The organism is Streptomyces sp. NPDC001781, assembly GCF_053596035.1.
Map to the genome: position 1 here is coordinate 56,943 of NZ_JBSFFI010000014.1, position 23,060 is coordinate 80,002.

Below are 23,060 nucleotides of genomic sequence, written 5' to 3' on the forward strand. Positions count from 1 at the left end.
ACGACACCGGTGTGGAGGCCGGCACGTTCAATTGCCTGGATGCCATCAGCCCCATGGGCCGGTCAGCAGTCGCCGTCGCCGGAGCGGCCTGTGGTGGCCGCCCGGCGGGCGCTTGGGGGCGGAGGTCAGCAGCCGTCCGCGGTGACCGTGACGGGTGCCGGGTCGACCTTCAGGCGGTAGGGCTCGTTCAGGACGTACATGTCGATCGCGTCGACCGTGAGGCTGTAGCGGCCCGGCCCGTCGCACGACCAGGAGCTCGTGCTCGAGGTGCTCTGCGTGTGCTGGAAGTCGGTCCGCTTGCCCACCCGCTTCTTCCAGACCTCCACGCCGTCCTTTCGAAGGGTCAGATCGGCGTCGAACTCGCAGTCGCGCTCGTTCCAGAGGATGCCCTTCGTCCAGCAGCGGCCGCGGACCTGAGTGGCCGGCGAGGCCACCCAACTGCCGGAGGAGCCGTCGTAGCGCGTGTTCTCGGTGAAGCACACGGTCAGTTCGCCGGAGTGCCAGCCGTCGGACGAGTAGCCGGTGGTCGAGGCGCACCCCTTGGGAGCGGATGCGGCCGGTGCGGCGGCCTGGGCGGTTGCCGGCAGGGCGGCGACGGACAGGAGGGCGAGGAGAGCACCGATGGCGCGCTGCTTGTTGATCATGCTTGATCAACGAAGGCGCCGTTCAGGCGGTTGTCCCCCGTGCGGGTTGTCTCCGCGACGCAGCAGATCTCCGGGATGCTCCTTGTCCGGAAAGGTTGCCTGCTCGAGGCCCGGGATGGCTCCGGGCCTGACGGCGGGCGCCGGTCCCTGCGCCGGTGTCGCCGCTGAGGCCTGCTGAGGGGCGCGGCGGGCACGGAGCCGGCGGTCGGCGCTCTCGGCCGTATGGTCCCGGAGTCACACCGCCGGCGGTGGGGGTGCGAGGGGCCGGCCCTCGCCGTACCTCCGCGCCCGCCCGCGCTATATCGTCCCGGCGTACGCGCGCCGCTCCAGGACGGGGCAGCGGCGCGCGTAAGCCGCAGTTCACGGTGAGTCCCATCACCGGGCGCCCTGCCCGGTCGCTCACCTGACGCAGGCAAGCCGGCTCACCCATTGGGACAAGGTGAGCGAGGTGGCCGGGGCCCTTCGGGCCGCGCTGTATCGACCGCGTCCGTGCCGTGAGCCGTGGTGGCACGCGGCCGGGCCGGGCAGGTACGACGGCCGCTGCCGGCCGGTGTCGTACACCAGGGCCTTGCGGAGCAAGGACAGGTGCTCGGGCACGGCAGCGGGACAGTGGCCCTCGTGCCGGCAGTGAGGGCAGGTCGCCAGGTGGGCGCGGACCGCGCCTGTCTCTTCGGGGCGCCGAACGTCGAGCGCGTGTCCTTGGAGCAGGTCGCCCATGGTGCGGTGATCCTGAGAGGAACTGAGCATGGCGGGTCCCTTCGTGCGGGGTGGGAATCGCGCCGTCAGCGGCGGTGTACGGCTGGTGCACCGCTACGACAGCTCGGTCTCACCACCTCACCATCGCCCAGGAACCTCTCCTTGCGCGTCGTCCCTGAGAAGCCATTCCCGTGTACCACGGCCGCGGTATCCGGCAGGCCGGACTACGACGGGGCCCGAACGCCTTTGGCCGCCACGTCGGAGTTCATCCGGTCGCTGAGGGACGAGGCGCCGTCGTCGCCGGGCTGACCAGGCCACACTGGTAGGCGATGACCACCAGTTGGGCCCGGTCGCGGGCGGCGAGCTTGGTCATGGCCCGGTTGACGTGGGTTTTGGCCGTCAGCGGGCTGACGAACAGACGCTCGGCGATGTCGTCGTTCGACATCCCCAGCGCGACGAGCCCCAGGACATCGCGTTCCCGTCGCGTCAGGCACTCCAGCCGCTCGTGCACGGCTGCCGTGCACGGTTCCGGCTGCGCCAGGAACCGCCTGATCAGACCTCCGGTCGCCGATGGGGACAGCAGCGCGTCGCCTGCGGCGACCGTGCGGACGGCGTCGAGCAGTTCCTCGGGCCGGGTGCCCTTGCCGAGAAAGCCGCTCGCACCTGCCCGCAGTGCCTCCGCGACGTACTCGTCCTCCTCGAAGGTGGTCAGGATCAGGACCTTCACCGCCGCGAGGTCCTCGTCCTCGCCGATCAGCCGCGTGGCAGCGAGGCCATCCATCTCGGGCATGCGGATGTCCATGAGGATCACATCCGGATGCCGCGTCCTCGCCAGCTGGACCGCCTCGAGGCCGTTGGCCGCCTCGCCCACCGTCTCCATGTCGTCGGCGGAGTCGAACAGCATCTTGAACGTGCCCCGCAGCAGAGCCTGGTCATCGGCTAGCAGTACGCGGATCGTCATGCCCGTCTCTCCTCGTGTCCCGCCCGATCGGTACCACGACTGCCTCGCCCGGCCGCAGAGGCAGTTCGGCGGTCACGGTGAAACCCCCGCCGGGGCGCGCCGCGGCCTCCAGCTTCCCTCCCACGCTGACCGCACGCTCACGCATCCCGATCAGCCCGTGGCCGGTGCCGAGGCGAGGCTCGTGCGTTCCGGCACGCCCGTCGTCCTCGATCGTGATCGTCAGCCATTGGGGCCGGTAGTGCAGGCAGAGGCGGGCGTGATCGGCGCCGGCGTGCTTGCGCACGTTCGTCAGGGCCTCCTGCACGATGCGGTACGCGGCCAGATCCACCGCCGGGGTGAGCGGCTGGGCCGTGCCGCGTCGTGCATACCTGACGGACAGGCCGACACGCTCGAAGGACGCGACGAGCCCGGGTACCTGTGCCAGGCCCGGCATCGGATCCCGCGGCGCTTCCGGATCGTCGGACTGCCGCAGGAGGCCCACGGTCACCCGGAGTTCCTCCAGCGCGGACCGACTGGTGTCCCGGATGCCCTCCAAAGCGGTGACCAACTGCTCCGGCCGCCGCTCCACCAGGTGAACGGCGACACCGGCCTGCGCGTTGATCAAGGCGATGTGGTGTGCGACCACGTCGTGCAACTCGCGCGCGATCCGGACCCGCTCGGCCGCCACCCGCTGCCGCGCCTCCTGCTCACGGGTCTCCTCCGCGTGCTGCGCCCGTTCCTCCACGGCCGCCACGTACGCGCGACGTGAGCGGACCCCGTCTCCCACGGCAGCGGGCAGAGCCGTCCAGGCCAGCATCGCCGCGTTGTCCGGGGTCAGCCATGAGCCGGGGCCGAACACCATGGCCGCCCCCGCCAGCAGGGCGGCCGAGACTGACGCCACCATCCAGGTGGTACGCCGGTCGGTGCGGGCGGCCACGGTGTAGACGGACACGATCACCGGGCTCGTCACCAGCGGACTCTCCCGAAACCCGAGCGCCTGGAAGACCACCCCGCAGGCAACCGCGGTGACCAGTACGCCGAACGGGTGGCGATGACGCCACAGCAACGCGAAGCAGCCGATCGCCGCCAGCGCCACGGCGGACGGGCGGACCGAGAACCGGTGCTCGTGCGGAATGACGGAGGCGGCCACGACCGAGAGCACGAACAGCACGACCGGCCCCAGCACGTCCAGAGTGCCGACCGGTGCGCCCCATACCCGCCGCGAGCTGTTGATCACTGCCATATCGCCACCGTAGGGTCGCCGCCCGAGTGCCGCTTGTCTGCCACCGCCGGTCACCACCCCAGAGGTGTCCGGCCGGCCCCGGACACGACAGCCCGCGCACGTCTTCCGGCAGGCCGCCGCACGGAGAAGACGCTCCTCGCCGCCGGTGACCGAGATGAACGCCTGGTCGGCGCCGGTCCAGGAGAGCACCTCCGGCAGCACCGCGTGGGATTCGTGTCCCATGACGCGTAGAGGCAGTCCGTTCACGTCGGACAGGACATGCGGCGACAACGGTCTCGCCCATTCCCACAGTCCATCCGGAACGAGCCGTCCCCACCGTCCACTCCCCATGCCCGGGACAACGTTCCACTGACCATGCAGGACACAGTCTCAGGTCAGGCCGGCCGAGCGGGCGAGGAGGGCTGCCTGGACGCGGTTGCTGACGTCCAGCGCGGTGAGGATGCGGCTGACGTGGGCTTTGACAGTGCTTTCGCGCATGCCCAGGGCGGCGGCGATGTCGGCGTTGGTGTCACCGCGGGAGAGAAGGGTCAGGACGTCGCGCTCTCGGGGGGTGAGGGATTCGAGCCGGGCGCGTGCGGCCGTGGCCTGGGGCCGGCCTGCCTGGTGGTAGCGGTCGATGAGGCGGCGTGCCGCGGTGGGATGGAGCATGGCGGAGCCGGCGTGGACGAGGTGGACGGCGCGCAGGATCTCGGCGGGGTCGGTGTCCTTGAGGAGGAATCCGTCGGCTCCGGCCGCGAGGGCGTTGTAGACGTACTCGTCGAGGTCGAACGTCGTCAGGGTGATGACTTTCGGGGGGTGGGGCAGGGCGCGGAGCCGGGCGGCGGCGGCGATGCCGTCCATGCGGGGCATGCGGACGTCGACGAGGGCGACGTCGATGCGGTGTGCGGTGGCGAGTTCGATGGCCTGGAGGCCGTCGGCCGCCTGGGCGACGACCTCGATGCCGTCGTCCGTGTCGAGGAGGTCGGCCAGGCCCAGGCGGACGAGGGCGTCATCGTCGACGATCATGGCGCGGATCATGGGCGTTGGCCGTTCTGCTCGGTGTGCGGGGGGTGGGGGATGCGGGCCGCGAGTCGCCAGCTGCCGGCGCCGTGGGGGCCGGCGTTGAGGTGTCCGTTCAGGGCGCGGACGCGTTCGCGCAGGCCCACCAGTCCGTAGCCGGAGGGCGCGGCGTGCGCTGCCGGGGTACCGGGGGCGTTGGTGACCTCGACGACGGTGGCGGGCGGGCCGTAGTCGACGCGGATGGTGACCGGTGCGCCGGCGGCGTGCTTGCGGGCGTTGGTCAGTCCTTCCTGGACGAGGCGGTAGAGGGCCAGGCGGTGGGCGGCCGGCGCCTGCTCGACGCGGCCGGTGGTGTGCAGGTCGACCTGCTGGCCGGCTGCGCGTGCCTGCTCGACCAGCTCGCGCACGTCGCGCAGGACGGGGGCGGGTGGGACGTCGGTGTCGGTGCGGGGGTCGTGGAGGGCGCTCAGGATGTCGCGCAGGTCGGTCAGGGCTTCGGTGGAGGCGGCGCGCAGCAGGGAGAGGCGTTCGGTGACAGCGGCGGGCAGCGTGTCCGTCTTGGTGGCCAGGACTCCGGTGTGCAGGGCGATGAGGCTGAGGCGGTGGGCCAGTACGTCGTGCATCTCCGCGGCGATCCGGGCTCGCTCGGCCACGCGGGCGCCTTCTTCGCGCAGTTCCCGCTCGACGCGCAAGTGTTCGACCTCGGTGCCCAGGGCCTTCACCAGACGTCGGCGATTGCCCATCCACAGCCCGCCCACGATGGCCAGCAGCAGGAACAGGCTGGCCCCGTACTGCTGCGGGCGCCACAGTGAGACCGCGGAGGGTGCCACCGTGTTGGCGGTCAGGACAACGACGGAGCAGCCCGCGGCCACCGCCGTCCGGCGCCCGGCGGACAGGTCGAACAGGGCGATCAGCAGCAGGGGCAGCATCGGCCACCCCCACAACCCGGTCACCGCCGTGGCCAGCGCGGGCGCGAGGAACCAGGGAAGCCGGCGCACGAGCAGCATCGCGCCGCACAGCACTGCTGCGGCGGTGCGTACGGTGACGTACTGCCCGCCCGCGGTGGCGGCACCGTTCTGGACGGCGCCGGCGGTCAGTAGCAGCACCAGTCCCCAACGCCCGTACCGGGGCCACGGGAAGGTCTCTTTCCAGCTCACTCCCCAGATCCTAGGCAGCGCTCTCCTCGCCCTGCCTCCGACCATCTGCGGCCCTCTCCCCCTACTAAAGGAGGGGGAGAGGGCCGCACAAGGGCGGATTCCGCGGCGACGCCGTGTTCCTAGCGTCGAAGCCATGGACGACTGGACCACCTCGCACGACCGAGCCCTCGCGCAGCGCCATGCCGAGGGCTGGATGTTCCTCATCGAAGCCGCCCGCGACCTCCGCACCATCGGCGCCATCGCCCCCAGCAGCACCGCTCTGGCCCACGCGTTGACCGAACCGGTGCGTACCTGGGCAGGACGGCCGCTGAACATCCTGGAGGCCGGAGCCGGAACCGGCGCGGTGACCCGCGCCCTGATGACCCAGCTCTCGGCAGGCAGCCACCTCGACGTCGCCGAGGCCAACCCGCGCTTCGCCACCCGGCTGCACCACCTCGCCAACGCTCACCCGCTGCCGGCCGGGCGCGAGAAGCAGGTCCGCGTCCATCCTCAGCGCGTCGAGGAACTGGACACCGGCCGCCGCTACGACGTGATCGTCTCCGGCCTGCCGTTCGCCAACTTCACCCCCCGCCAGGTAGAAACGATCATGGATCGGTACATGGACCTGCTCCACCCGGGCGGCACCCTGACCTACTTCGCCTACCTCGGCACCCGCCACGCCCGCACCCTGCTGGCCTCCCGTACCCGGGCACGAGGACACCGGGCCGTCGAAGAGCTACTGGCCGACTACCAGCGCCACTACGCCACCGGATGCCGGACCGTGTGGGGCAACCTCCCCCCGGCCAAGGTCTGGCAGCTCACCCGGCCCACCCACCCGGCGTCCCGCCCGGCGCCCGCGACGACCGGCGTCTCGCGGTGAACGCGCTGACCCATGCCCTGGGGCACGTGCCGCCCCCCGGCGCCTACGCCCTTGTGGCCGCGGCGATCCTCGCGGAATCCGTCCTGCTGATCGGCGCGTTCGTCCCCACCCTCACCCTGCTGCTCACGGCGGGCGCGCTGGCACGCACCGGGCAACTGCACCTCGTCGTGGTCATCGGGGTCGCCTCGTGCGCCGTCGTCGCAGGCGACCTTCTGGCCCACCGCACCGGGCGCGGGCTCGGCGGGCGCCTGCGCACGTCAGTCCTCGGCCGCCGCCTTCCCGCCACCGCCTGGCAGCGTGCCGAAACGCTGACGGCCCGCCGCGGCGGCCAGGCCGTCTTCGTGGCCCGTTTCCTGCCCGTCGTCCGCACTCTCGCCCCGCACCTCGCCGGCGCTGCCCGACTGCCCTACCGCCGCATCGCCCCCTACAGCTTCGCGGCCGCACCCCTGTGGGCCGGCGCCGAAGCCGCCACCGGATACGCAGCCACCGCCTCCCTCCAGCACGTCCTCACCCTCGGCGCGCCCGCACTGGCCGTCGGCGCGGCATGTGTCGCCATGGCGGCAATGCTCCACAGGAGGACTCATCGCACACGACCGCGCCCGCCAAGAGGCCCGGCCTACGAGGAGGCGAGCAGGCCGTCACCGGCCAGCTCACCCACCGCAGCCTGACCGGCGACCGGTTCTCCACCGCCTGCTCCGAGGCAGCTCGCACCTCGTGATCGCCCAGACGATGTACGAGTGGTTCACCCGCTGGGAGGCGGACGGACCTGGGCCCGTCCACTCGAGAAGGTCCGAGTCCTCGACGGTCGATCGGTGGGGTGGAGGGGACCGTGCGGGGTCGACTCGCACAAGTGCACGTGCTGCATCGACGGGGACGAGTCCGTCTCCAGGACATGTGGGCTTCCCGATGACACCGTCATCAGTCCAGCGGGTTCTCCGGTCTCGGCCATTGGTCGTCGGTCGTGGGACAGACCTGGCCTCAGGCCGTAGTCGGATGTCCTGGCGGCGCCGCTTCGACAGAATGATCTTCTCTTCAGTTCGAGGCGAAATGGGTCTATTCGTGTCTCCGCTGCTGTTCGATGACGCCGATGTCCGTGCCCGGCTCGATGCCGGAACGGCTGTCCAGGCCGTAAGGGCGGCAATCCTGGCCCGGCATGAAGGCACCGTGCAAGCTCCGCCGCGTGTGCGGGCCGATCTCGGTGACGGGCATCTTGTCTTCACCGCCGGGCTTCTGCGCGAGCAAGAACTGTTCGGCTTCCGAACGTACGACACCCTTGTCGGTGCGGAGCAGCTGGTGGCTGTTTGGGATGTTCGGGACGGTCAGTTGTTGGCACTGGTCCATGGCGCGGAGCTGGGCGCACGGCGGACCGGCGCCATTGGTGCTGTCGCCATCGATGTCGCGGCCAGACCCGGCCCTGTCCGTGTGGGCATCGTGGGCGCGGGCACACAGGCATGGGCGCAGCTGTGGGCGATGCGTGCGGTGCGAGAAGTCGAGGAGGTCGTGGTCGCGGCTCGCCGTCCCGCACGTGCCGATGCCTTCGCCCGCAAGGCTGCCGAGGAGCTGGGAGTCAGGACACGCGCGACGGGAACGGTCCAGGACGCTGTACACGATCGGGATGTGGTGATCGTGGCCACGAACAGCGCAGTTCCGGTCCTGGAAGCTGACTGGATCGCCCCGGGAACGCATGTGACCACCCTCGGCCCCAAGACTGTCTCCCGGCACGAAGTGCCCCCTGCCCTGGCCCATCGTGCCTCAGTGGTACTCACCGACTCCCGAGCCCAGGCAGCCAGTTACCCAGAACCGCACATCTTTGCCGTCGATTCCATGGTTGACCTCGGCGCGGTACTGGCCGGGTCGGTGCCTGCCCGCACCGACCCCGATCAGATCACGGTCTTCTGCTCTGTCGGCCTGGCCGGTACCGAAGTCGCACTCGCTGCCGTGATGGGGAGGCAGCCCACTGATCATCCGTCCTCCAACTGATCTTGGGGTGGCCGGGACATGAGGACAGCTGCGCAAGTTCGTCAGTCATGAGTGGGCGCGCGCAGCCTTGTCCGTCCTGCGTTCTGTGGTGTGAGTAGCCAACATCTCGGCCGGTTGCTCGATGAACTCGAGCCCCGCTGGCAGGCGCGCTGTGAGGGCGGTCGTCATGACCGCCGCGGTGGAGCACGCCGCAGGCAGGCCGGCGCGGGGCCGAAGGATGAAGGCCGTACCGGCCCGCGCCACAGCCGGTCCGCCGCTGCGCATGCTCTCGGGGTCGAGGCGCCGCCGCTCGGCCGCTGCGGCGCGGTCGCGGCGCACGAGCCGGACGTCGTCCGGTGAGTGGACCACCGGCGCCGCGTGTCTGTCGTGCGGCTCGTCGCAGTGCGGCCACGGCTCGCCGACGGGCCACAGGAGCAGGCCGCCCACGGAGCTGTCGCGCACGGTCGGCGCCCCCGGCCGCGGGTGCAGCCGGGTCGCCGTCCGCGCCAGAGGAGCCAGCTCAGGGAAGAGCGCGGTGACGTCGAACGGCCGCGGCGGGGTGGTGAAGTGGGCGTGCATGACGGTGATGCTGCCAGCAGCGTCTGACAACGGGGCGTACCGATCCACGTCAGCTGACATCACGCAGCTTCCCATTGTCAGCACCGACCTCGTCGAGTCGCCGGGCGGCCTCCGCGCGCTCCCCGGCATCGGGCTTGCGGCGCGGAGCGTCGGCGAGTGACGACAACGCCGCGGACGGGCCTGCCAGGCCCCGCTCCGCGCCATGATCCGCCGGACAGGTCCTGGGCGGGTGGTCCCTCAGGCCCGGAAGTCCGCCGGGCGTTCCGGGGACGCCTCGGCCAGGGCCTTGCGGACCGCCTCCACGCCCGCCCGCAGGCCGTAGACCGGGGTGCCCGGCTGCTGGCGCCAGGAGTCGGTGATGCCACCGGCGTCGACCGTGTCGAAGCCCAGTTCCTCGATCAGGGCCCGGATGGTCCGCTTGGCCGCCTCGTCATCGCCGGCGACCGGAAGAGCGACGCGGTCCGGGTCGCCCGCCGGGCGCGGGCGGTCCAGGATGTCCTGGGCGTAGGTGCCGTTGAACGCCTTGATCACCGAGTGGCCGAGGTGCCGCTCGGTCCAGCGGCTCTCGGTGAGGCCCTCGTCCTCGATGGCCGCGATCCGGCCGTCCCGCTGCGGGTAGTAGTTGCCGGTGTCGATCACCGCGGCGCCCTCGGCCGCGCCGTCCAGCAGGCCGTCGGGCAGCAGCGGGACCGCCTTCAGCGGGACGGTGACGACCACGACCTGGGCGCCCTGGGCCGCTTCCTCTACCCGGACCGGGGTCGCGCCGGTCTCCTCGGCAAGTTCGCGGAGCGTCTCCGGTCCGCGGGAGTTGGCGACGGCGACGTCGTGCCCGAGGGCGGTGAGCCGCCGGGTGAGGTTGCCGCCGATGTTCCCCGCGCCGATGATACCGATCTTCATGGCTGACCCTCCGGATGTCCATGCACGTACATGCGCCTGTCACCGGGGCCAACCTCACGGGGCCGGGCCCTATTCCGGCCGCTGCGCCGAGCAGGTGGAGGCGGCAGCCGGCCAGGCGCTCGCCCACCTGCTGGTTGCCTCCCAAGGACAGCCCGCGACGGTCCCGGGCGGTCTGACCGCGGACGTGTTCCAACGCGCTCTCGACGCCCTGCTGCCTGCGGGCCCTCCGAAGCGGCGCGCCGTCCTGGCCGGACCGGGACAGCCCTCCCCGGACGCGGGCGTCGACATCCTCCTCGTCCCCGTCCACCCCCAGACGGGCCGGACCTGGACCCCTGCTCACCTGGCCGCACCGGCATACCTGGTGCCCCTGCCGCTAGGGGTGTGGCTGTGGCTGGTCGCTCCCGAACCGAACTTGCCGGTTCCCGCGTCGGGCCGCACAGCCCGAGATGTCCTCCGCGACGACCCGCTCCCGCTGCTCCCCGACCACCTGTTCCGTGCCGACCGGGGAACGTTCCAGCACACCTTGGTCCGGCTACCAGCCGTGCGCAGCCCGTGTCTGCGCACGATCCTCGAGAGCCTCACGCAGGGCACCTCGGCCGACCTCTTCCAGCCGTCTGGCGATCGAACAGCGCCAGACTCGTGTGCCTCCCGAAGTGGTCGACAACTGCTGCCCGATCTCGTGAACAAAGCCACTCTCGACACGTTGTGGCCGTCAGGTGGGGAGGCGGTCCCGGGACGCTCCCCCGCGCCTGCCGGTCGTGCGTGGCGCCGTTCGCCTTCAGTCGGCCCGCTCGGTGGCCCGGTCGTGCTCGCCCGTCTCCAAAGGCAGGGCCTCGGACGGGACGGGGTGGCGGCGCTCCTGAATGTGGGCGTAACCCGTCAGACAGAGCAGTACGGCCAGCAGCACGGCCGACGAACCCGCCGTACCGAGGTCGAGACCGCCCTTGGCGACCGGCTTGGTCAGGAAGTCGCCGGCTGTCGCGCCGAGCGGGCGGGTCAGCACGAAGGCGATCCAGAACAGGAGCACGTTCGGCACGGCGGGCACCCTCGTCAGGGCCACCAGCACCACCAGGACTCCGGTCACCAGCGCTGCCCCGCCGGCGTAGCCGAGGCCCGAGCTGTCGGACAGGAAGTCGCCCATCGATGTGCCGAGGGTGTTCGAAACGAGGATCGCCGACCAGAACAGGGCCTCCCCGCGGAAGGTGACGATGTCACGGATGACGAACGTCATGCCGGTGAGCTTCCAGGCGGCGAAGATGACGACCAGGACCGAGATCAGGATCGCTGCGCCCGTCGGGTAGCCAAGACCGAGGCCCTGCGGTCCCCAGCCCAGCGAAGCGTCGCCGCCCGAAAGGTACTTGGCGCTGGCGTCGCGGTTCATGAAGTCGGACATCGTGGTGCCGGCCATGCTGGTCGACAGGATGACCGTCCAGTAGAAGAACGGGTTGTAGCGGCGGGAGCGCAGTTGCAGGACCAGGGTCACCACGAAGAGCAGGAACAGTGCGATCGTGGTGAGGAAGTAGCCGAGCTTCAAGGTCTGGGCGAACAGGTCGCCGGCCGTCTCGCCCAGGGTCGTCGCCGCGATCTTCATGATCCAGAAGGCGAGGGTGACCTCGGGCAGTTTCTTCATCACCGACTTGGCCGTGGTGGCGGCTCGTTGCTGCCGCGCGGCCACGTCCAAGTCGGTGAGGACTTCGGGATTCTCCATGTCGGGCACTCCTCTTCGTGGGGGGCTGCGAGGGCGCCCGTCTCCGCAAGGGGGACGGGCGCCTGTGACACACGGGCCGACCGCGGACCGGCCGTGGTGTCCGTCTTTGTCGGCGATCGCCTGAACGGTTCCCGAAAGCGCTCCCGGCCGCTCAGGCCGCCTGCCCCGTCGCGCGCGCGGGGTCCGCGACGTCCTTACGGGTCACAGCGAGGTACATCACCAGGCCGAGGATGACGGCCAGGAAGAGCCCGCTGGTGACGACGGTGCCGAACCCGAGTCCGCCGTCGCCGGTCGGCTGGGACAGGTAGTCGCCGATCGAGGCGCCGAGCGGGCGGGTGAGGATGTAGGCGATCCAGAAGCCCCACACCGCGTCCAGGCCCAGCGCGAAGTGCGCGACCGCCACGGCGGCGATGGCGAGTGCGAACAGGACCGCCGCGAGCCAGTAGCCCAGGTCCATGCGCTCGGAGACCAGATCGCCGCCCGCTGTTCCGAGGGCGAAGGTGAACAGTACGGCGAGCCAGTAGTACGCCTCGCGGCTGGTGGTGTCGATGCTGTGGATGGAGAGCGTGCGCTCGCGGCGGTACCAGACGACGAACGCGACGGCGAGGAGGCCGGCGAACACGGCGGTGGTCGTCTCCAGCGGCACACCTATGTTGTCGGTCAGGTTGTCGCTGATCAGTGTGCCGACGACGCTGATGAGGGCGACGGCGAGCCAGTACACGCCCGCGCGGTACGCCTTGGTGCGGAACTGGACGACGAGGACCACCGCGAGCAGCGCGCTCATGAGCACGGACACGCCGGTCAGGCCCAGACCGGCTTTCTCGCTAAGCAGATCGGCAGCGGTCTCGCCGACCGTCGTGCACAGCACCTTGATGATCCAGAAGTAGGCGGTGACCTCGGGGACCTTGTTCCAGCGCAGACGGTGGGGCGGGCGAGCGGAAGCACCCGGGCCCGGTGCGGCCTCGGGCGTCTCGGAGAGTTCACAGGTCATGGGCAGGACGTTGCCAGCGGTTGCCTGAACGTATCCTGACTGCCGCACGGCCTTCCCGGCCCGCCGGGCCCGGCCTGATCACGAAGGGGCCGTGGCAGGCTTCTCGGTGCGCATGGCCAGGCCACGCCACTGCTCGAGACGGTTGGTGCACCGCTCAACCCTGTTGTGCTGCCTACATGCCTACGCGTCGAAGCCGGCTGGACGATCCCGGCCTGGCCTCGCCGAAGGCGTGTCAAACCGTCAGTCGTGGAGCCGATCATGAAGCGGCCTGCGCGGGATCACCTGTGGGCGGACTGGTCGTCAGGGCGATCAGGCGGGGGCGACTGCCTCAGCTGCTCGACCGCAGGCGGCGGTCTCTCGTCAGGGCGGTAACCAGTTCCGTCACCTCGGGCCGGTGGTCGTCGGCGCGCCAGGCGATGGCCAGTTCGGCCTCGGGCAGTCCTCGTACCGGCCGGTAGACGAGGTCCGGGCGCTGGTACAGGCCGACATTGCCCTCCGCGATCAGCACCACGCCCTGCCCGGAGACCACGGCCTCGAAGACCTCGTCGGGTGAGCCGACCTCCGCGCCGATCCGTGGTTCCCGGCCAGCGCGGGCTGCGGTGGCCAGCCAGAAGTCCCGCAGCGGACCCGCGCTGCGGGGCAGGACGATGAACGGCTCGTCGGCGAGCTCGGCGAAGTCGACTTCGCGCCGGCCTGCCAGGCGGTGTCCCACGGGCAGCGCGACCCAGATCCGTTCCCGTGCCAGGGTCCGGGTCGCGAAGTCCGCGCCGGGCAGCGGCAGCCAGACGAATGCCAGATCGGAGCCACCGTCGGCCAGACCCGCGCTCGGATCCTCCCAGGTCACCAGCCGTAGCGTGATCTGCCAGCCGCGGTCCCGAAAGCCGCTGAGCACATCGCGCTGCACATCCCGGCCGACGGCGGTCTGCATGCCCACTGTCAGTGCGACGGCCGGCCCGGCCGTCCGTGCCGTCCTCAGCGCGTCCTGCCAGGACGCCAGCAGCTCCCGGGCCCGAGGAAGCAGCGCTTCCCCCTCGGCGGTGAGTGCCAGCTGGTTCGGGCGCCGGTCGAAGAGCTGGAATCCCAGCTGCCGCTCCAGCGCCCGCACCTGCTTCGACAGCGCGGGCTGTGAGACGTAGAGCCGTTCCGCCGCCCGGGTGAAGTGCAGCTCCTCGGCAACGCTCACGAAATACCTGAGGTCCCGCAGATGGACGTCCATATCCCATGGTTATAGCGGAAGGTCTTGGACGTGGTGGCATGCGGCGCCGGAGGGTGGAGGTACGGCCGGAATCCCGGCCGGCGAAACCCACCTCACGGGAGAACGCCCATGGCCACCCTGCCCACCCGCCGCCTCGCGAACCTGGAGACCTCCGCGATCGGATTCGGCGCGATGGTCCTGTCGCCCGGCATGTACGGAGATATCGACGACCATCGCGCGGTGGCGGCCCTGCGCGCCGCCCTCGACGAGGGCACCACCCTGATCGACACCGCCGACGGCTACGGCCCCGACGGACACAACGAGCGGATCATCGGCCAGGCGCTGCGCGGGCGACGTGAGGAGGTGGTGGTCGCCACCAAGTTCGGCTTCCGCATCCCCGCCGGCGCGCAGGCGCACCGCTTCCCGGTCTCGTACGCCTTCGGCGAGCTGGCGGTCAACGCTGAGCCGAAGTACGTGCGGGGCTACGCCGAGCAGTCGCTGCGAAACCTCGAGACAGACGTCATCGATCTGTACTACCCGCACTTCCCCGACCCGCAGGTACCACTGGAGGACACCGTTGGCGCCATCGCCGACCTGATCTCCGACGGACTGGTGCGGCACCTCGGCCTGTCCAACGTCACCGCCGACCAGTTGCGCAGGGCCCACGCCGTCCATCCGGTCACCGCCGTTCAGGTCCAGTGGTCGATGTGGCAGCCCGTCGATCCCGAACTGCACGCGGCCGCCCGCGAACTCGGCGTCGGCATCGCCGCCTGGAGCCCGCTTGGCGGAGGCTTTCTCACCGGCACCGTCCAGAACGTCGCCGACGACGACTTCCGCCGCAACCTCCCCCGCTTCGACGCGGCCAACCTCAAAACGAACTATGACCGCTACGCCCCCCTGCGCGGCATCGCCACCGATCTCGGGCTCACCCCGGCCCAGCTGGCTCTGGCCTGGCTGCTCCACCAGGACGAGCACGTCGTCCCCATCCCCGGCAGCCGCACCCCCGCCCACATCGCCGAGAACCTGACCGCGGCACGAGTACAGCTGCACCCCGACACCCTGGCCCAGATCGCCGAAGCGCTGAGCCGGTTCGTTCCCGAGGGCACCGGCGCCCTGCTCGGAAACTGAGAACACCGCACAGCACCTTCCCGGCGACGACCGGGGCCTGCCGCACCTGTACTCCCTCACCCGGTCGATGGGCGCAACGCAGCGTTGCGACCGGTGATCAGGGCCGGGCAGCGGTGCCCGGCGAGGTCCAGGTCGAGGATCGCCCTCCTCACATCCGGGAGGGCTTCTTCCTGTCGAGGAGCCAGGTGTCGAAGAGCGCGGTCAGGTCCTTCCCGGACTTGCTCTCGCACAGGGCGATGAACTGCCGGGTGTCGGCATTGCCGTGCCGGTGGTGCCGAGTCCAGGTACGAAGGATGTCGAAGAAGGTCTCGTCGCCGACGGCACTGCGCACCATGTGCACGACCATGGCACCGCGTCCGTAGACGGGCGGATCGAAGACGCGTCCTGCACTGGGCGGATCCGCAGGCGGGAACGCCCAGATGCCCTCGCTCTCGGTGTCCGTGCCGTCGTAGTAGTCCTCGAAGATCTCCGTGGTGCTCCGGCCGCCCCGCTCCTCTTCCCAGAGCCACTCCGCGTAGGTGGCCAGACCCTCGCTGAGCCACAGGTCCTTCCACTCGCGCGGGGTGATGGAGTTGCCGAACCACTGGTGTGCCAGTTCGTGCACGAGCAGCGCCTCTTCGGGCGCCTCGCCGAAGTAGGGCTTGGTCTGGGTCTCCAGTGCGTAGTCGAGCCGGGGCAGGTGGTCGACGATGGCACCGGTGGAGGAGAAGGGATAGGGGCCGAAGCGTTCGCCGGCCCAGTCGACGATCTCAGACACCAGGTCCGGGACCGCGGAGGAGTCCTCGGCCTCGTCGGGATCGACGGCGACGTAGACGGGCACGCCGCCGTCCGTCCGCCCGGTGTGGGTCTCGAAGTATCCGATGGAGACGTGTGCGAGGTAGCTGGCCATGGGCTCCTCGGCGCGCCAGTGGCGGGTCAGCGTCTTCCCGTGGTCCTCCTCCGTGATCAGCCTGCCGTTACTGATCACGTCGTAGGGGTCGCCGTCCTCGTCGTCGGGCACGGTGACCGTGATGTCGTACGTGGCCTTGTCCGACGGGTGGTGGTTGCCCGGGAACCAGGTCATGGAGCCGGACGGCTGACCCAGGGCCGTCGAGCCGTCCTCGGTCTCTATCCAGCCCTCCGTGCCTCCGTCGTCGTGGAGCGTGCGTGGTGTGCCGTCGTAGGTGACGACTGTCTTGAAGACTTCTCGGTTCCTCACCGTCTCCGCCGGCGTCACGAGCAGTTCGTCACCCGAGCGGGCGACTTGGGCCTTGGCTCCCTGCACCGTGATGGTGCGTACCCGCAGCCCTGAAAGATCGAGATCGAAGCGGCTCAGGTCCTGGGTGGCCTGCGCGGTGATGATCGCAGTGCCCTTCAGGTGGTTGGTCTCGGGCACGTAATCCAGCGACAGCCCGTAGTGCGCCACGTCATAGCCACCGTTGCCGAGCCCTGGGAACAGCCGATCTCCCACTCCGGCCGTGCCGGGTGTTCCGACCGCCCTGGCACCGTTTCCCGGTGCGGAACCGGTGCAGGACGTCGTCACAGCCAGGAGGAGTGCCATGGCCGGAGCCCAGCCGGACGGACCGCCCGGGACCGCCGGCCGAGGGCGGCTGCCCTTCGCCATGACCAGTTTCATCTCGTGTCTCCCATCCATCGCAGGGCGCGAGACGTCAGAGGACCGGCAGCGTGCATTGGTTGCTTCGAGATCGGCAGAAGTCCTCTGCACGCCTTGCGGGTGACTGTGACCGAGGATCGTAGTTGGCGGGTGACGCTCTCTTCGGTGCAGGTCGCCGGCAGGTGGAGGGAACGGGTTGGCGGATCTTGAGGACGATAGTTGGCGGGCCGGGATCCGTCTTGGTCACGATGCGTGACTGATGGTGGCGATCACCCACTGCCCGGTCCTCTTGTTTCACTTGGACTCGCGCAGCAGCCCGATGCCGGGGATGTTGACGGCGGTCAGGATCAGGGTGACGTCCAGACTCATGAAGGCCCGGATCAGGTCGAGGACGTCCTGGTCGTCGGCCCGGTGCATCCGCAGCCGGCTGACATCGTCCAGGATCATCGCCTTCACGCCGTGGTCGTGGAAGGAGTCGGCGACCTGCCGTACCAATTCCGGGAGAGTCGCCGATTTGCGCATCTCGGCGCGGAAGAAGCCCAGGATGGAGGCGCAAAGGCTCTTCGGTGACGCCGTCACCGGAGTCGAGACACAGACGACCGGCGCGTGGATGTCGCGGGTGCCCGGCAGGGTCCCGGGCTTGAGGTAGCTGTGCATCTGCAGCCAGTGGTCCTCGAAGACGGCCGCGGTCGAGCAGACCGATGCCGTCTTGCCGTAGTTGCCCCAGCCGCTGACCATGACGCCGGCGCGTGTCGGGTCGTCCTGCTTCATCGTGTTCCCGCGCAGCCGGCGCCGGATCAGCCTGCCGACCTCGTCGTGCATGGGGGTGTCCTGCAGCGGGAGGTTCGCGTTCGTCAGGTGGCGAAAGAGGTCGTAGTCCGCGCAGCGGCTCTCCGGGATCGTCCTCCACTGCTGCGGCGAGATCGCCGGAGCGGGAAGGAGCAGGCCGCGGCGGGATCGGTAGCTCTGCCAGCCGACGTAGGTGTCGCGCGGCGGGTGCCCGCCCAGGATCAACTCGGCGATCCTGGCTCGTGAGGGCAGGCCCTCCAGCGGATCACCGTGTGAGGGGGCTCGGGTCACGCGTCGTCCTCCCGGACAGTCGTCTCGGCGTCCGCGTCGTCGCGCGGCGGAGGCAGGAACATGTGCCGCCGGTTCAGGGCCTCGTGCAGCGTCGGCGGAGCCAGGGGCCGGGTTCCGGCGAGTGCTTCTTCCCGTCGCCGACGGCGGTCGGTGTCGACCGCCCGGTCGATCATGCGGGCGTGCTCAGCCCAGGCCGCAGGCATCCGAGCCGGAGCCGGCTCGGCCGCGGGGGCCCGCGCGGCGGGGCGGTCGGCCGCCGCGGTCTGCGCGCGAGCGATCTCACGGGCCTGGGCAACGCGCCGCTTCTTCCCGGCCTTCTTCTCAGCCTGGCTGGGCCACTGGTCGACGGGGGTGACAGAGCCGAGGATCTCCAGCAGATGCTCCAAGAGCTCACTCTCGGAATGAATCCTGATCTTGTTCGCCTTCACGTGTCCCAGGAGAGCGTCGGCGGTCTTGTCGGAGAAGGCGGGAATCTCGCCCTCGGGCGGCAGCCCTCGCCAGCGCAGGATGTGCCACGTGTCATGGTCGGCCGGGTCCTGGAAGAACACCTGCCGGCGGTCACTGCGGACCACCCACTGGCCCGCGTGCTTGCCGCCTCGAGAGGAGGGCTGACCGAAGCGCGGCTCGTCGAGGACGGGGTGGTGATACCAAAGCCCGAGGATCTTCACCCCGCGACGGGGATGGATCTTCACGTGGTGCTTGCGCAGGACCTTGTAGTAGAAGCTCGGTTCGGGGAAGTCCAGGTCGAAACCGCCCTGCTCCATCGCCGCGGCGAACAGGGTGTTGGGACTGTGGTCCTCACCCGGTGCCCAGCTCGGGGCGTATTCGCCCAGTTTGCGGTTCTGCCAGACCTGGACGATCCAGGTCGCGATCACGTGTTCGGCCTGCGCGAGTGTCAGGCTCGCATCTCGTTCCGGGTCGGCCCCGCGGTCGGCGACGTCGCCACCGGCGAAGCCCAGCAGGTGCTCGAAGAGCATGGTCTGGATCGTGAGGAACTGACGCTCGACCGCGAACTTGTCGGTCTGCCGCAGCACCCGGGCGGGCAGGATCCGGCAGCCGATCTCCCGCTCGGCCTCCACCAGGTCGTGGTTTTTGTAGGGGCCGCCGTGGTCGGTGGTGACCGTCTCCGGGGCGAAGAACGGCAGGGCGGCGACCTTGTGCCGTGAACTCGGCGATCACGTCGGCCGGGACCCCCGCGTAGGGCCATTCCATGTCCTCGCCCCAGCCCTCCCGCATCGGAAGCGGCAGCATCACGTCCCGCAGCAGCATCGCGATGTCGACCGAGGTGTCGGACTGCAGCGTGAGCCGGAAGGCCGGCAGCCCATGCGTGTAGAGATCGAGCGCGAGGGTCAGCGTCGCGGTGACCGCGTCGCCGAACACGGTCTCGCGCAGCTTCACCGGCATCGGCGTCGAGTCCAGCACCAGGACCTGGCCCGGGCGGTGGACCACCATCCGGCCCGAGACGCCGGCTTCCGCGGCGGCCTGCGCTGTCCGCCCGTAGCGCGGCCGGGCGCCCCAAGGCCCGAACCATTCCTCCCAGACGTCCGCGAACGTCCAACGGAAAGGGATCTTCTCGGCCGGAAACGCCGGAAACCGCTCGCGCATGTACTGGTGCATAAACCGGTGCCGGGCGGCCAGACTCAGGCGGGCGCGTTCCCCGCACTCGGCCTTGACCGCGAAGATCGCCTCACGGACCTCCTCGGTGACGCTGCGGTGGCCACTGCGTCGCCGGGTCCAGCGTCCGTCCGCGCAGGCCAGCAGGAGACTGTCACCCGCGAGTCCCGACAGACGCTCCAGCGTCCGGAAACTGAGGTGCTGCAGACCGAGCCGGACCGCCTCCGGCCGGGGCATCGCCTTCATCTCCGCCGCCTTCGCGTGCCGCCGCTGGGTCAGCGTCGTGCGGTCCGGGTCGTAAGCCGGGCGAGGCTCTCCGGGCAGGGCCCGAACCGGGTGCCCCTCCCGGAACCCCGTCTCGGCTTCCAGCACATGCGCGGCCCGCAGCCGGGCCCGTTCCAGCTGGTCCTCGGTCAGGTCGGCCAGTGTCCTCGGCTGCCGGGAGACCGGCGCCGGCCGCCCCGGCCCTTCGACCGCCGGAAGGAGCCGCAGGTCGGCGTGGTTGATGAGCCAGCGGAACGAGCGGGTCTCAGCGTGACCGCCGCCATCCACGAGCATGAGCCGACCATACTGGCCGTGGACCTCCTCAACCGTCCACTCGACACCGTTGAGCGCGACCCGCCTGCCCGGCACCACCTGCAAAAATCCCCTCGCCGCCATCACACTCCCCAGATCAGCGAGCTGTCACGCAAGGGACTGCCCAGATCGACGCCGAGCTCGCGCTGCCAGAGCAGCCGGACGAAGTTTGCCCGTCCGACGGACGGCACGCTGGTCGCGTCCGCCAGCGCGGAGAACGTCATCACGCGCCCCTCAGGCCACCGATGATCTTCAGCAGCTGGTCCCGCATGCCCAGCAGATCCCTCACCGGCCGACGACGCGACGACAAGTGGTCAAGGACGCTCCAGACGTGCGGGCGCCAGCCCGCGATCACCGAGTATTGCCAGCCGCAAGCCGCCGCCATCTCCCTGGCCGCCGCGAACTTCAGCGCGTCCTCGTCCATGATCAGTCCCAGCGGGCGTACGTCCATCAGCCACATCCCGCCGCCGATCACGGCCAAGTAGTCCGGGATGTGCCAGGACGATCCGCTCTTGTGCGCGAAGTCCAGCCGGAAGGGCTGCGACAGCACCTCCGAGGCCCCCAGGAAGTCCAGCGCGACCAGCAGCCGCATCTCCTCCAGCGACTCGAAGCCGTGCCCCCTGGCCGTGGACGCCATCACCTCCAGGCCGGGACGATGCCGCTGCTTCGCCCGCCATGTGAACCCCCGCATCGGCCGCGACGACAGCACCGGAACATGAGCCACGTCGAACTCCACCGACAGATCCAGCCATCCGCGAGATCGAGTTGATCCCGAAATGCGGCATCCCCGCGGTACCCCGCGACAAGCTCATCGAGGCGACTCGAGTCCGACCGGATCCTTGGCCTGGCTACCTCGCTCACTCACCCAGAGCATCACCACCAGCATGGCGACAGGGCCCGATCTTCGGAACTGATCACAACTGTGACTTAGACCGTGTCCTACATGGTCAGTTTTCGGAGCCGTTTGTAGCAGCAGAGGGCTGCGGCCAGTCCGAGAAAGGCCAGGTAGTTGCCTGGTTTCCGCTCGTAGCGGTGGTTGAGTCGGCGGTACCCGGTCAGCCAGGACATGGTGCGTTCGATGACCCACCTTCGGCGGCCGAGTCGCTCGCTGGACTCGACTCCCCCTGCGGGCGATGCGGACGCCGATGTGCTTGCCCCATAGCCATCGCCGCAGGTGAGGCACGTCGTACGCCTTGTCCGCATGAAGGCGTACGGGCTTGGAATCGGCCGCATGGGATTCGTGTCCCATGTGGAAATGGGACAGCATCGGCTTCAGGGCGAGGCTGTCGTGGGTGTTGGCGGCGGAGACTCCGACGCGTAGAGGCAGTCCGTTCGCGTCGGACAGGACATGCATCTTGGAGCCGGGCTTACCCCGGTCCACGGGGCTCGGACCTGTAAGTTCGCCCCCTTTTTAGCCCTCACGTGGGCTGAATCGAGAACCGCGCGGGAGAGGTCGACCAGGTCTCGCTCGTCCAGAAGCTGGAGAACCTTCTGATGCAGCTGCCCCCATACTCCGGCGCGAGACCAGATGACGAAGCGGCGATGCACGGTCGACTTCGACGCTCCGAAGCACGGTGGCAACGCCCGCCATGCACAACCGCTGACCAAGACGTAGATGATCGCGGCAAACACCGCCTCATCATCGATGTTCGCGACCCCGCCGCCCTGGGGGCGCACCCGGGCCGGCGGCAGCAGCGGCCTTGCCAACTCCCACAAGCCGTCCGGAACGATCCATCCTCACCGCCCACTCCCCATGTCCAGCGCAACGACCAACTGCCATGTAGGACACGGTCTTAGCGCTGCAATTTGGCCCCTGTGGCAACCCGAACGCTCAGCGGCGGGACCGAGGGCTCGGCGTTCGGGGATCAGTTGCCGGCCAGGCCCCATGCATCGAGCGCGCCGTAGATATGCGCCCTCAGGCAGTGGGGGGCGCTGAAGCCTGAGGCTTCGCCGCGGTAGATGGCGATACTGACTTCGGCCCGTCAGGGTGATGGTGGTGGGAGGCCGACGGAGAGGCCCGTTCCCGCAAGGAATCCGCTGAGGAGGTCGCGGTCCAACGCGGGCTTCGGGGCGGCCGTCCCTCTGCGCACGTACCTCGCGGCGGAGACCGACGTCTCCCCGTCGGTCTCCCGGCGGGCCTTCGCAGGCACCCTGTAGCGGTCCGACAGCCGCGGGGCTCAGGCGTCGATGCGCACCCAGGTACGGCCGGCGCGGAGAAACAGGGTGCCGTCGCGGCCCTGACCGCAACGCATGACCACCCGCCCGGGCACCCGCACCCGCTCCTGGCTGATGGCGACACATACGTCGCCGACCAGCTCCGCGCGGGTCACGGTGGTCCTGCGCTTGTAGTGGTCGCGGCTGGTCAGGACCACCCGCGTGCCACGCACGGCGAATCCGTCCGGGGCCTTCACCGGGCTTCGATAGCTGGCGACTTCGCCGGTGGAGGGTGTGATCCGGGTCAGGAAGGTGCCTTTGGGGCTATACCAGACCAGCCACACAGATTCCCCTTCCGTGGCGGCCGTGCAACCCTCCAGTGGCCAGTCAGGAAGTCTCCCCTTCGGGGCCCACGTCGCGATGCCCCGGGTGTTCCAGCCCGCCAGGCCGGCCGCGGACTCCGGGTGGCTGCCGTAGATGCCCTCGTCGCCGTAGGCGGTCCAGATGCCCCCGCTGCGGTCGGTGACCAGGGCCGGGATGTCATCACCGAGGCAGAAGGCACCCTCCAGCCGGCCCTCGGGGGAGTACACGACGGCGTTCTTCCACCAGGCTCCCTCCGCGTCCCGGTGGGTACGGCCCGATGCCAGCAGGAACCGGGAGCCGGGGAGCAGGGCCAGATGGCTGGGCCGCATGTCGATGCCTTCGACCGGGATACGCCGCTCCTCCTGCCCGGAGGCGATGACCAGCTCTCCGTCGAACGGCGTCTCGGCACGCCATCCGATCCACCCGCGGGGATACTTGTCGCGGCTCAGGTAGCGGCGCTGGACCAGCATCACGGCGAGTTCGCCGTCCGGTCCCGCGGTCCACCACAGCGCACGCCACCCCGCCTGGACGTCCTTGGGGGACAGCCGCCACGCGATGGGCAGCTCGTCGAAAATCATAGGGATTCGCCTTCGGCACTCCGGGGGCCTACGCCGCCCGAAGATCGCCACGTTACAGGTCGGGGCGGTCTCCACTCCCACCGGGAGAGCGAAGTCCCGCCCTTCA

At 70.0% G+C, this 23,060-nt stretch carries 22 protein-coding genes and 3 pseudogenes; 5 read left to right on the top strand and 20 right to left on the bottom strand.

Annotated elements, in window-relative coordinates; translation table 11 throughout:
• Positions 1 to 125 precede the first annotated feature (125 nt).
• From ACWCV3_RS15500 to ACWCV3_RS15525, 6 genes are all read right to left on the bottom strand, one after another.
• Entirely contained in the window at positions 126 to 644 is a 519-nt protein-coding gene (locus tag ACWCV3_RS15500) for a hypothetical protein (RefSeq protein WP_451223357.1), read from the bottom strand.
• A gap of 399 nt (positions 645 to 1,043) precedes the next feature.
• Positions 1,044 to 1,391: a zf-HC2 domain-containing protein gene (locus ACWCV3_RS15505; protein WP_451223359.1), complete on the bottom strand. Its 348-nt coding sequence runs from the start codon at positions 1,389 to 1,391 to the stop codon at positions 1,044 to 1,046.
• Between the two features lie 214 nt (positions 1,392 to 1,605).
• Entirely contained in the window at positions 1,606 to 2,301 is a 696-nt protein-coding gene (locus ACWCV3_RS15510) for a response regulator (RefSeq protein ID WP_451223361.1), read from the bottom strand.
• Positions 2,273 to 3,577, bottom strand: coding sequence for a sensor histidine kinase (locus ACWCV3_RS15515; RefSeq protein ID WP_451223363.1), 1,305 nt, complete (start codon positions 3,575 to 3,577; stop codon positions 2,273 to 2,275). Before ACWCV3_RS15515 ends, ACWCV3_RS15510 begins: the two co-directional genes overlap by 29 nt.
• A gap of 315 nt (positions 3,578 to 3,892) precedes the next feature.
• The gene (locus ACWCV3_RS15520; RefSeq protein ID WP_451223365.1) at positions 3,893 to 4,540 is read right to left on the bottom strand and encodes a response regulator; all 648 of its coding nucleotides are present in this window, start codon (positions 4,538 to 4,540) and stop codon (positions 3,893 to 3,895) included.
• Entirely contained in the window at positions 4,537 to 5,679 is a 1,143-nt protein-coding gene (locus ACWCV3_RS15525; protein WP_451223367.1) for a sensor histidine kinase, read from the bottom strand. Before ACWCV3_RS15525 ends, ACWCV3_RS15520 begins: the two co-directional genes overlap by 4 nt.
• 133 nt (positions 5,680 to 5,812) lie before the next feature.
• Between ACWCV3_RS15525 and ACWCV3_RS15530 the strand changes: the two genes are divergently transcribed.
• The 3 genes from ACWCV3_RS15530 (at position 5,813) to ACWCV3_RS15540 (ending at position 8,518) form a co-directional block, all read left to right on the top strand.
• Entirely contained in the window at positions 5,813 to 6,538 is a 726-nt protein-coding gene (locus tag ACWCV3_RS15530; protein WP_451223369.1) for a class I SAM-dependent methyltransferase, read from the top strand.
• Entirely contained in the window at positions 6,535 to 7,206 is a 672-nt protein-coding gene (locus tag ACWCV3_RS15535) for a DedA family protein (RefSeq protein ID WP_451223371.1), read from the top strand. Before ACWCV3_RS15530 ends, ACWCV3_RS15535 begins: the two co-directional genes overlap by 4 nt.
• Before the next feature lie 391 nt (positions 7,207 to 7,597).
• Positions 7,598 to 8,518: an ornithine cyclodeaminase family protein gene (locus ACWCV3_RS15540; RefSeq protein WP_451223373.1), complete on the top strand. Its 921-nt coding sequence runs from the start codon at positions 7,598 to 7,600 to the stop codon at positions 8,516 to 8,518.
• 45 nt (positions 8,519 to 8,563) lie between these two features.
• Here ACWCV3_RS15540 and ACWCV3_RS15545 read toward each other — a convergent pair whose 3' ends face one another.
• Together ACWCV3_RS15545 and ACWCV3_RS15550 are read right to left on the bottom strand one after the other, a co-directional pair.
• Positions 8,564 to 9,076 carry a hypothetical protein gene (locus ACWCV3_RS15545; RefSeq protein WP_451223375.1) on the bottom strand — a complete coding sequence of 171 codons (513 nt, stop codon included), beginning with the start codon at positions 9,074 to 9,076 and terminating at the stop codon, positions 8,564 to 8,566.
• A 237-nt stretch (positions 9,077 to 9,313) separates the two neighbouring features.
• A complete protein-coding gene (locus ACWCV3_RS15550; protein ID WP_451223377.1) occupies positions 9,314 to 9,973 on the bottom strand; it encodes an NADPH-dependent F420 reductase in 660 nt (219 codons plus the stop codon).
• A gap of 91 nt (positions 9,974 to 10,064) precedes the next feature.
• Between ACWCV3_RS15550 and ACWCV3_RS15555 the strand changes: the two are divergent.
• Positions 10,065 to 10,580 (top strand): annotated as a pseudogene (locus ACWCV3_RS15555) (hypothetical protein); the annotation flags it as partial.
• Positions 10,581 to 10,751: 171 nt separating this feature from the next.
• Here the strand turns inward: ACWCV3_RS15555 and ACWCV3_RS15560 are convergent.
• The 4 genes and pseudogenes from ACWCV3_RS15560 to ACWCV3_RS15575 form a co-directional block, all read right to left on the bottom strand.
• Positions 10,752 to 11,681: a COG4705 family protein gene (locus tag ACWCV3_RS15560; protein WP_451223379.1), complete on the bottom strand. Its 930-nt coding sequence runs from the start codon at positions 11,679 to 11,681 to the stop codon at positions 10,752 to 10,754.
• Positions 11,682 to 11,832: 151 nt separating this feature from the next.
• The gene (locus ACWCV3_RS15565; protein WP_451223381.1) at positions 11,833 to 12,672 is read right to left on the bottom strand and encodes a COG4705 family protein; all 840 of its coding nucleotides are present in this window, start codon (positions 12,670 to 12,672) and stop codon (positions 11,833 to 11,835) included.
• Positions 12,673 to 12,759: 87 nt separating this feature from the next.
• Positions 12,760 to 12,902, bottom strand: a pseudogene (locus ACWCV3_RS15570) (IS5/IS1182 family transposase); the annotation flags it as partial.
• A 98-nt stretch (positions 12,903 to 13,000) separates the two neighbouring features.
• Positions 13,001 to 13,888 (bottom strand): LysR family transcriptional regulator, encoded by an 888-nt coding sequence (locus ACWCV3_RS15575; RefSeq protein WP_451223383.1) that lies wholly within the window; start codon positions 13,886 to 13,888, stop codon positions 13,001 to 13,003.
• Positions 13,889 to 13,996: 108 nt separating this feature from the next.
• On the opposite strand from ACWCV3_RS15575, the gene ACWCV3_RS15580 reads away from it, so the two are divergent.
• The gene (locus tag ACWCV3_RS15580; protein WP_451223384.1) at positions 13,997 to 14,995 is read left to right on the top strand and encodes an aldo/keto reductase; all 999 of its coding nucleotides are present in this window, start codon (positions 13,997 to 13,999) and stop codon (positions 14,993 to 14,995) included.
• 148 nt (positions 14,996 to 15,143) lie between these two features.
• On the opposite strand, the gene ACWCV3_RS15585 is transcribed toward ACWCV3_RS15580, so the two are convergent.
• From ACWCV3_RS15585 to ACWCV3_RS15620, 8 genes and pseudogenes are all read right to left on the bottom strand, one after another.
• Entirely contained in the window at positions 15,144 to 16,400 is a 1,257-nt protein-coding gene (locus ACWCV3_RS15585; RefSeq protein WP_451223386.1) for a M1 family metallopeptidase, read from the bottom strand.
• Positions 16,401 to 16,883: 483 nt separating this feature from the next.
• Positions 16,884 to 17,669, bottom strand: coding sequence for a TniB family NTP-binding protein (locus ACWCV3_RS15590; protein WP_451223388.1), 786 nt, complete (start codon positions 17,667 to 17,669; stop codon positions 16,884 to 16,886).
• Positions 17,666 to 18,544, bottom strand: a complete 879-nt coding sequence (locus tag ACWCV3_RS15595) for a hypothetical protein (protein WP_451223390.1) — start codon at positions 18,542 to 18,544, stop codon at positions 17,666 to 17,668. Before ACWCV3_RS15595 ends, ACWCV3_RS15590 begins: the two co-directional genes overlap by 4 nt.
• Positions 18,468 to 19,943: a hypothetical protein gene (locus tag ACWCV3_RS15600; RefSeq protein WP_451223392.1), complete on the bottom strand. Its 1,476-nt coding sequence runs from the start codon at positions 19,941 to 19,943 to the stop codon at positions 18,468 to 18,470. The genes ACWCV3_RS15595 and ACWCV3_RS15600 overlap by 77 nt, the downstream gene beginning before the upstream one ends.
• Entirely contained in the window at positions 19,943 to 20,083 is a 141-nt protein-coding gene (locus tag ACWCV3_RS15605; protein ID WP_451223394.1) for a hypothetical protein, read from the bottom strand. The genes ACWCV3_RS15600 and ACWCV3_RS15605 overlap by 1 nt, the downstream gene beginning before the upstream one ends.
• Positions 20,083 to 20,583: a hypothetical protein gene (locus ACWCV3_RS15610; protein ID WP_451223396.1), complete on the bottom strand. Its 501-nt coding sequence runs from the start codon at positions 20,581 to 20,583 to the stop codon at positions 20,083 to 20,085. Before ACWCV3_RS15610 ends, ACWCV3_RS15605 begins: the two co-directional genes overlap by 1 nt.
• A 215-nt stretch (positions 20,584 to 20,798) precedes the next feature.
• A pseudogene (locus ACWCV3_RS15615) lies at positions 20,799 to 21,590 on the bottom strand (IS5 family transposase).
• A 446-nt stretch (positions 21,591 to 22,036) separates the two neighbouring features.
• The gene (locus ACWCV3_RS15620; protein ID WP_451223398.1) at positions 22,037 to 22,954 is read right to left on the bottom strand and encodes a hypothetical protein; all 918 of its coding nucleotides are present in this window, start codon (positions 22,952 to 22,954) and stop codon (positions 22,037 to 22,039) included.
• Positions 22,955 to 23,060: the final 106 nt, after the last annotated feature.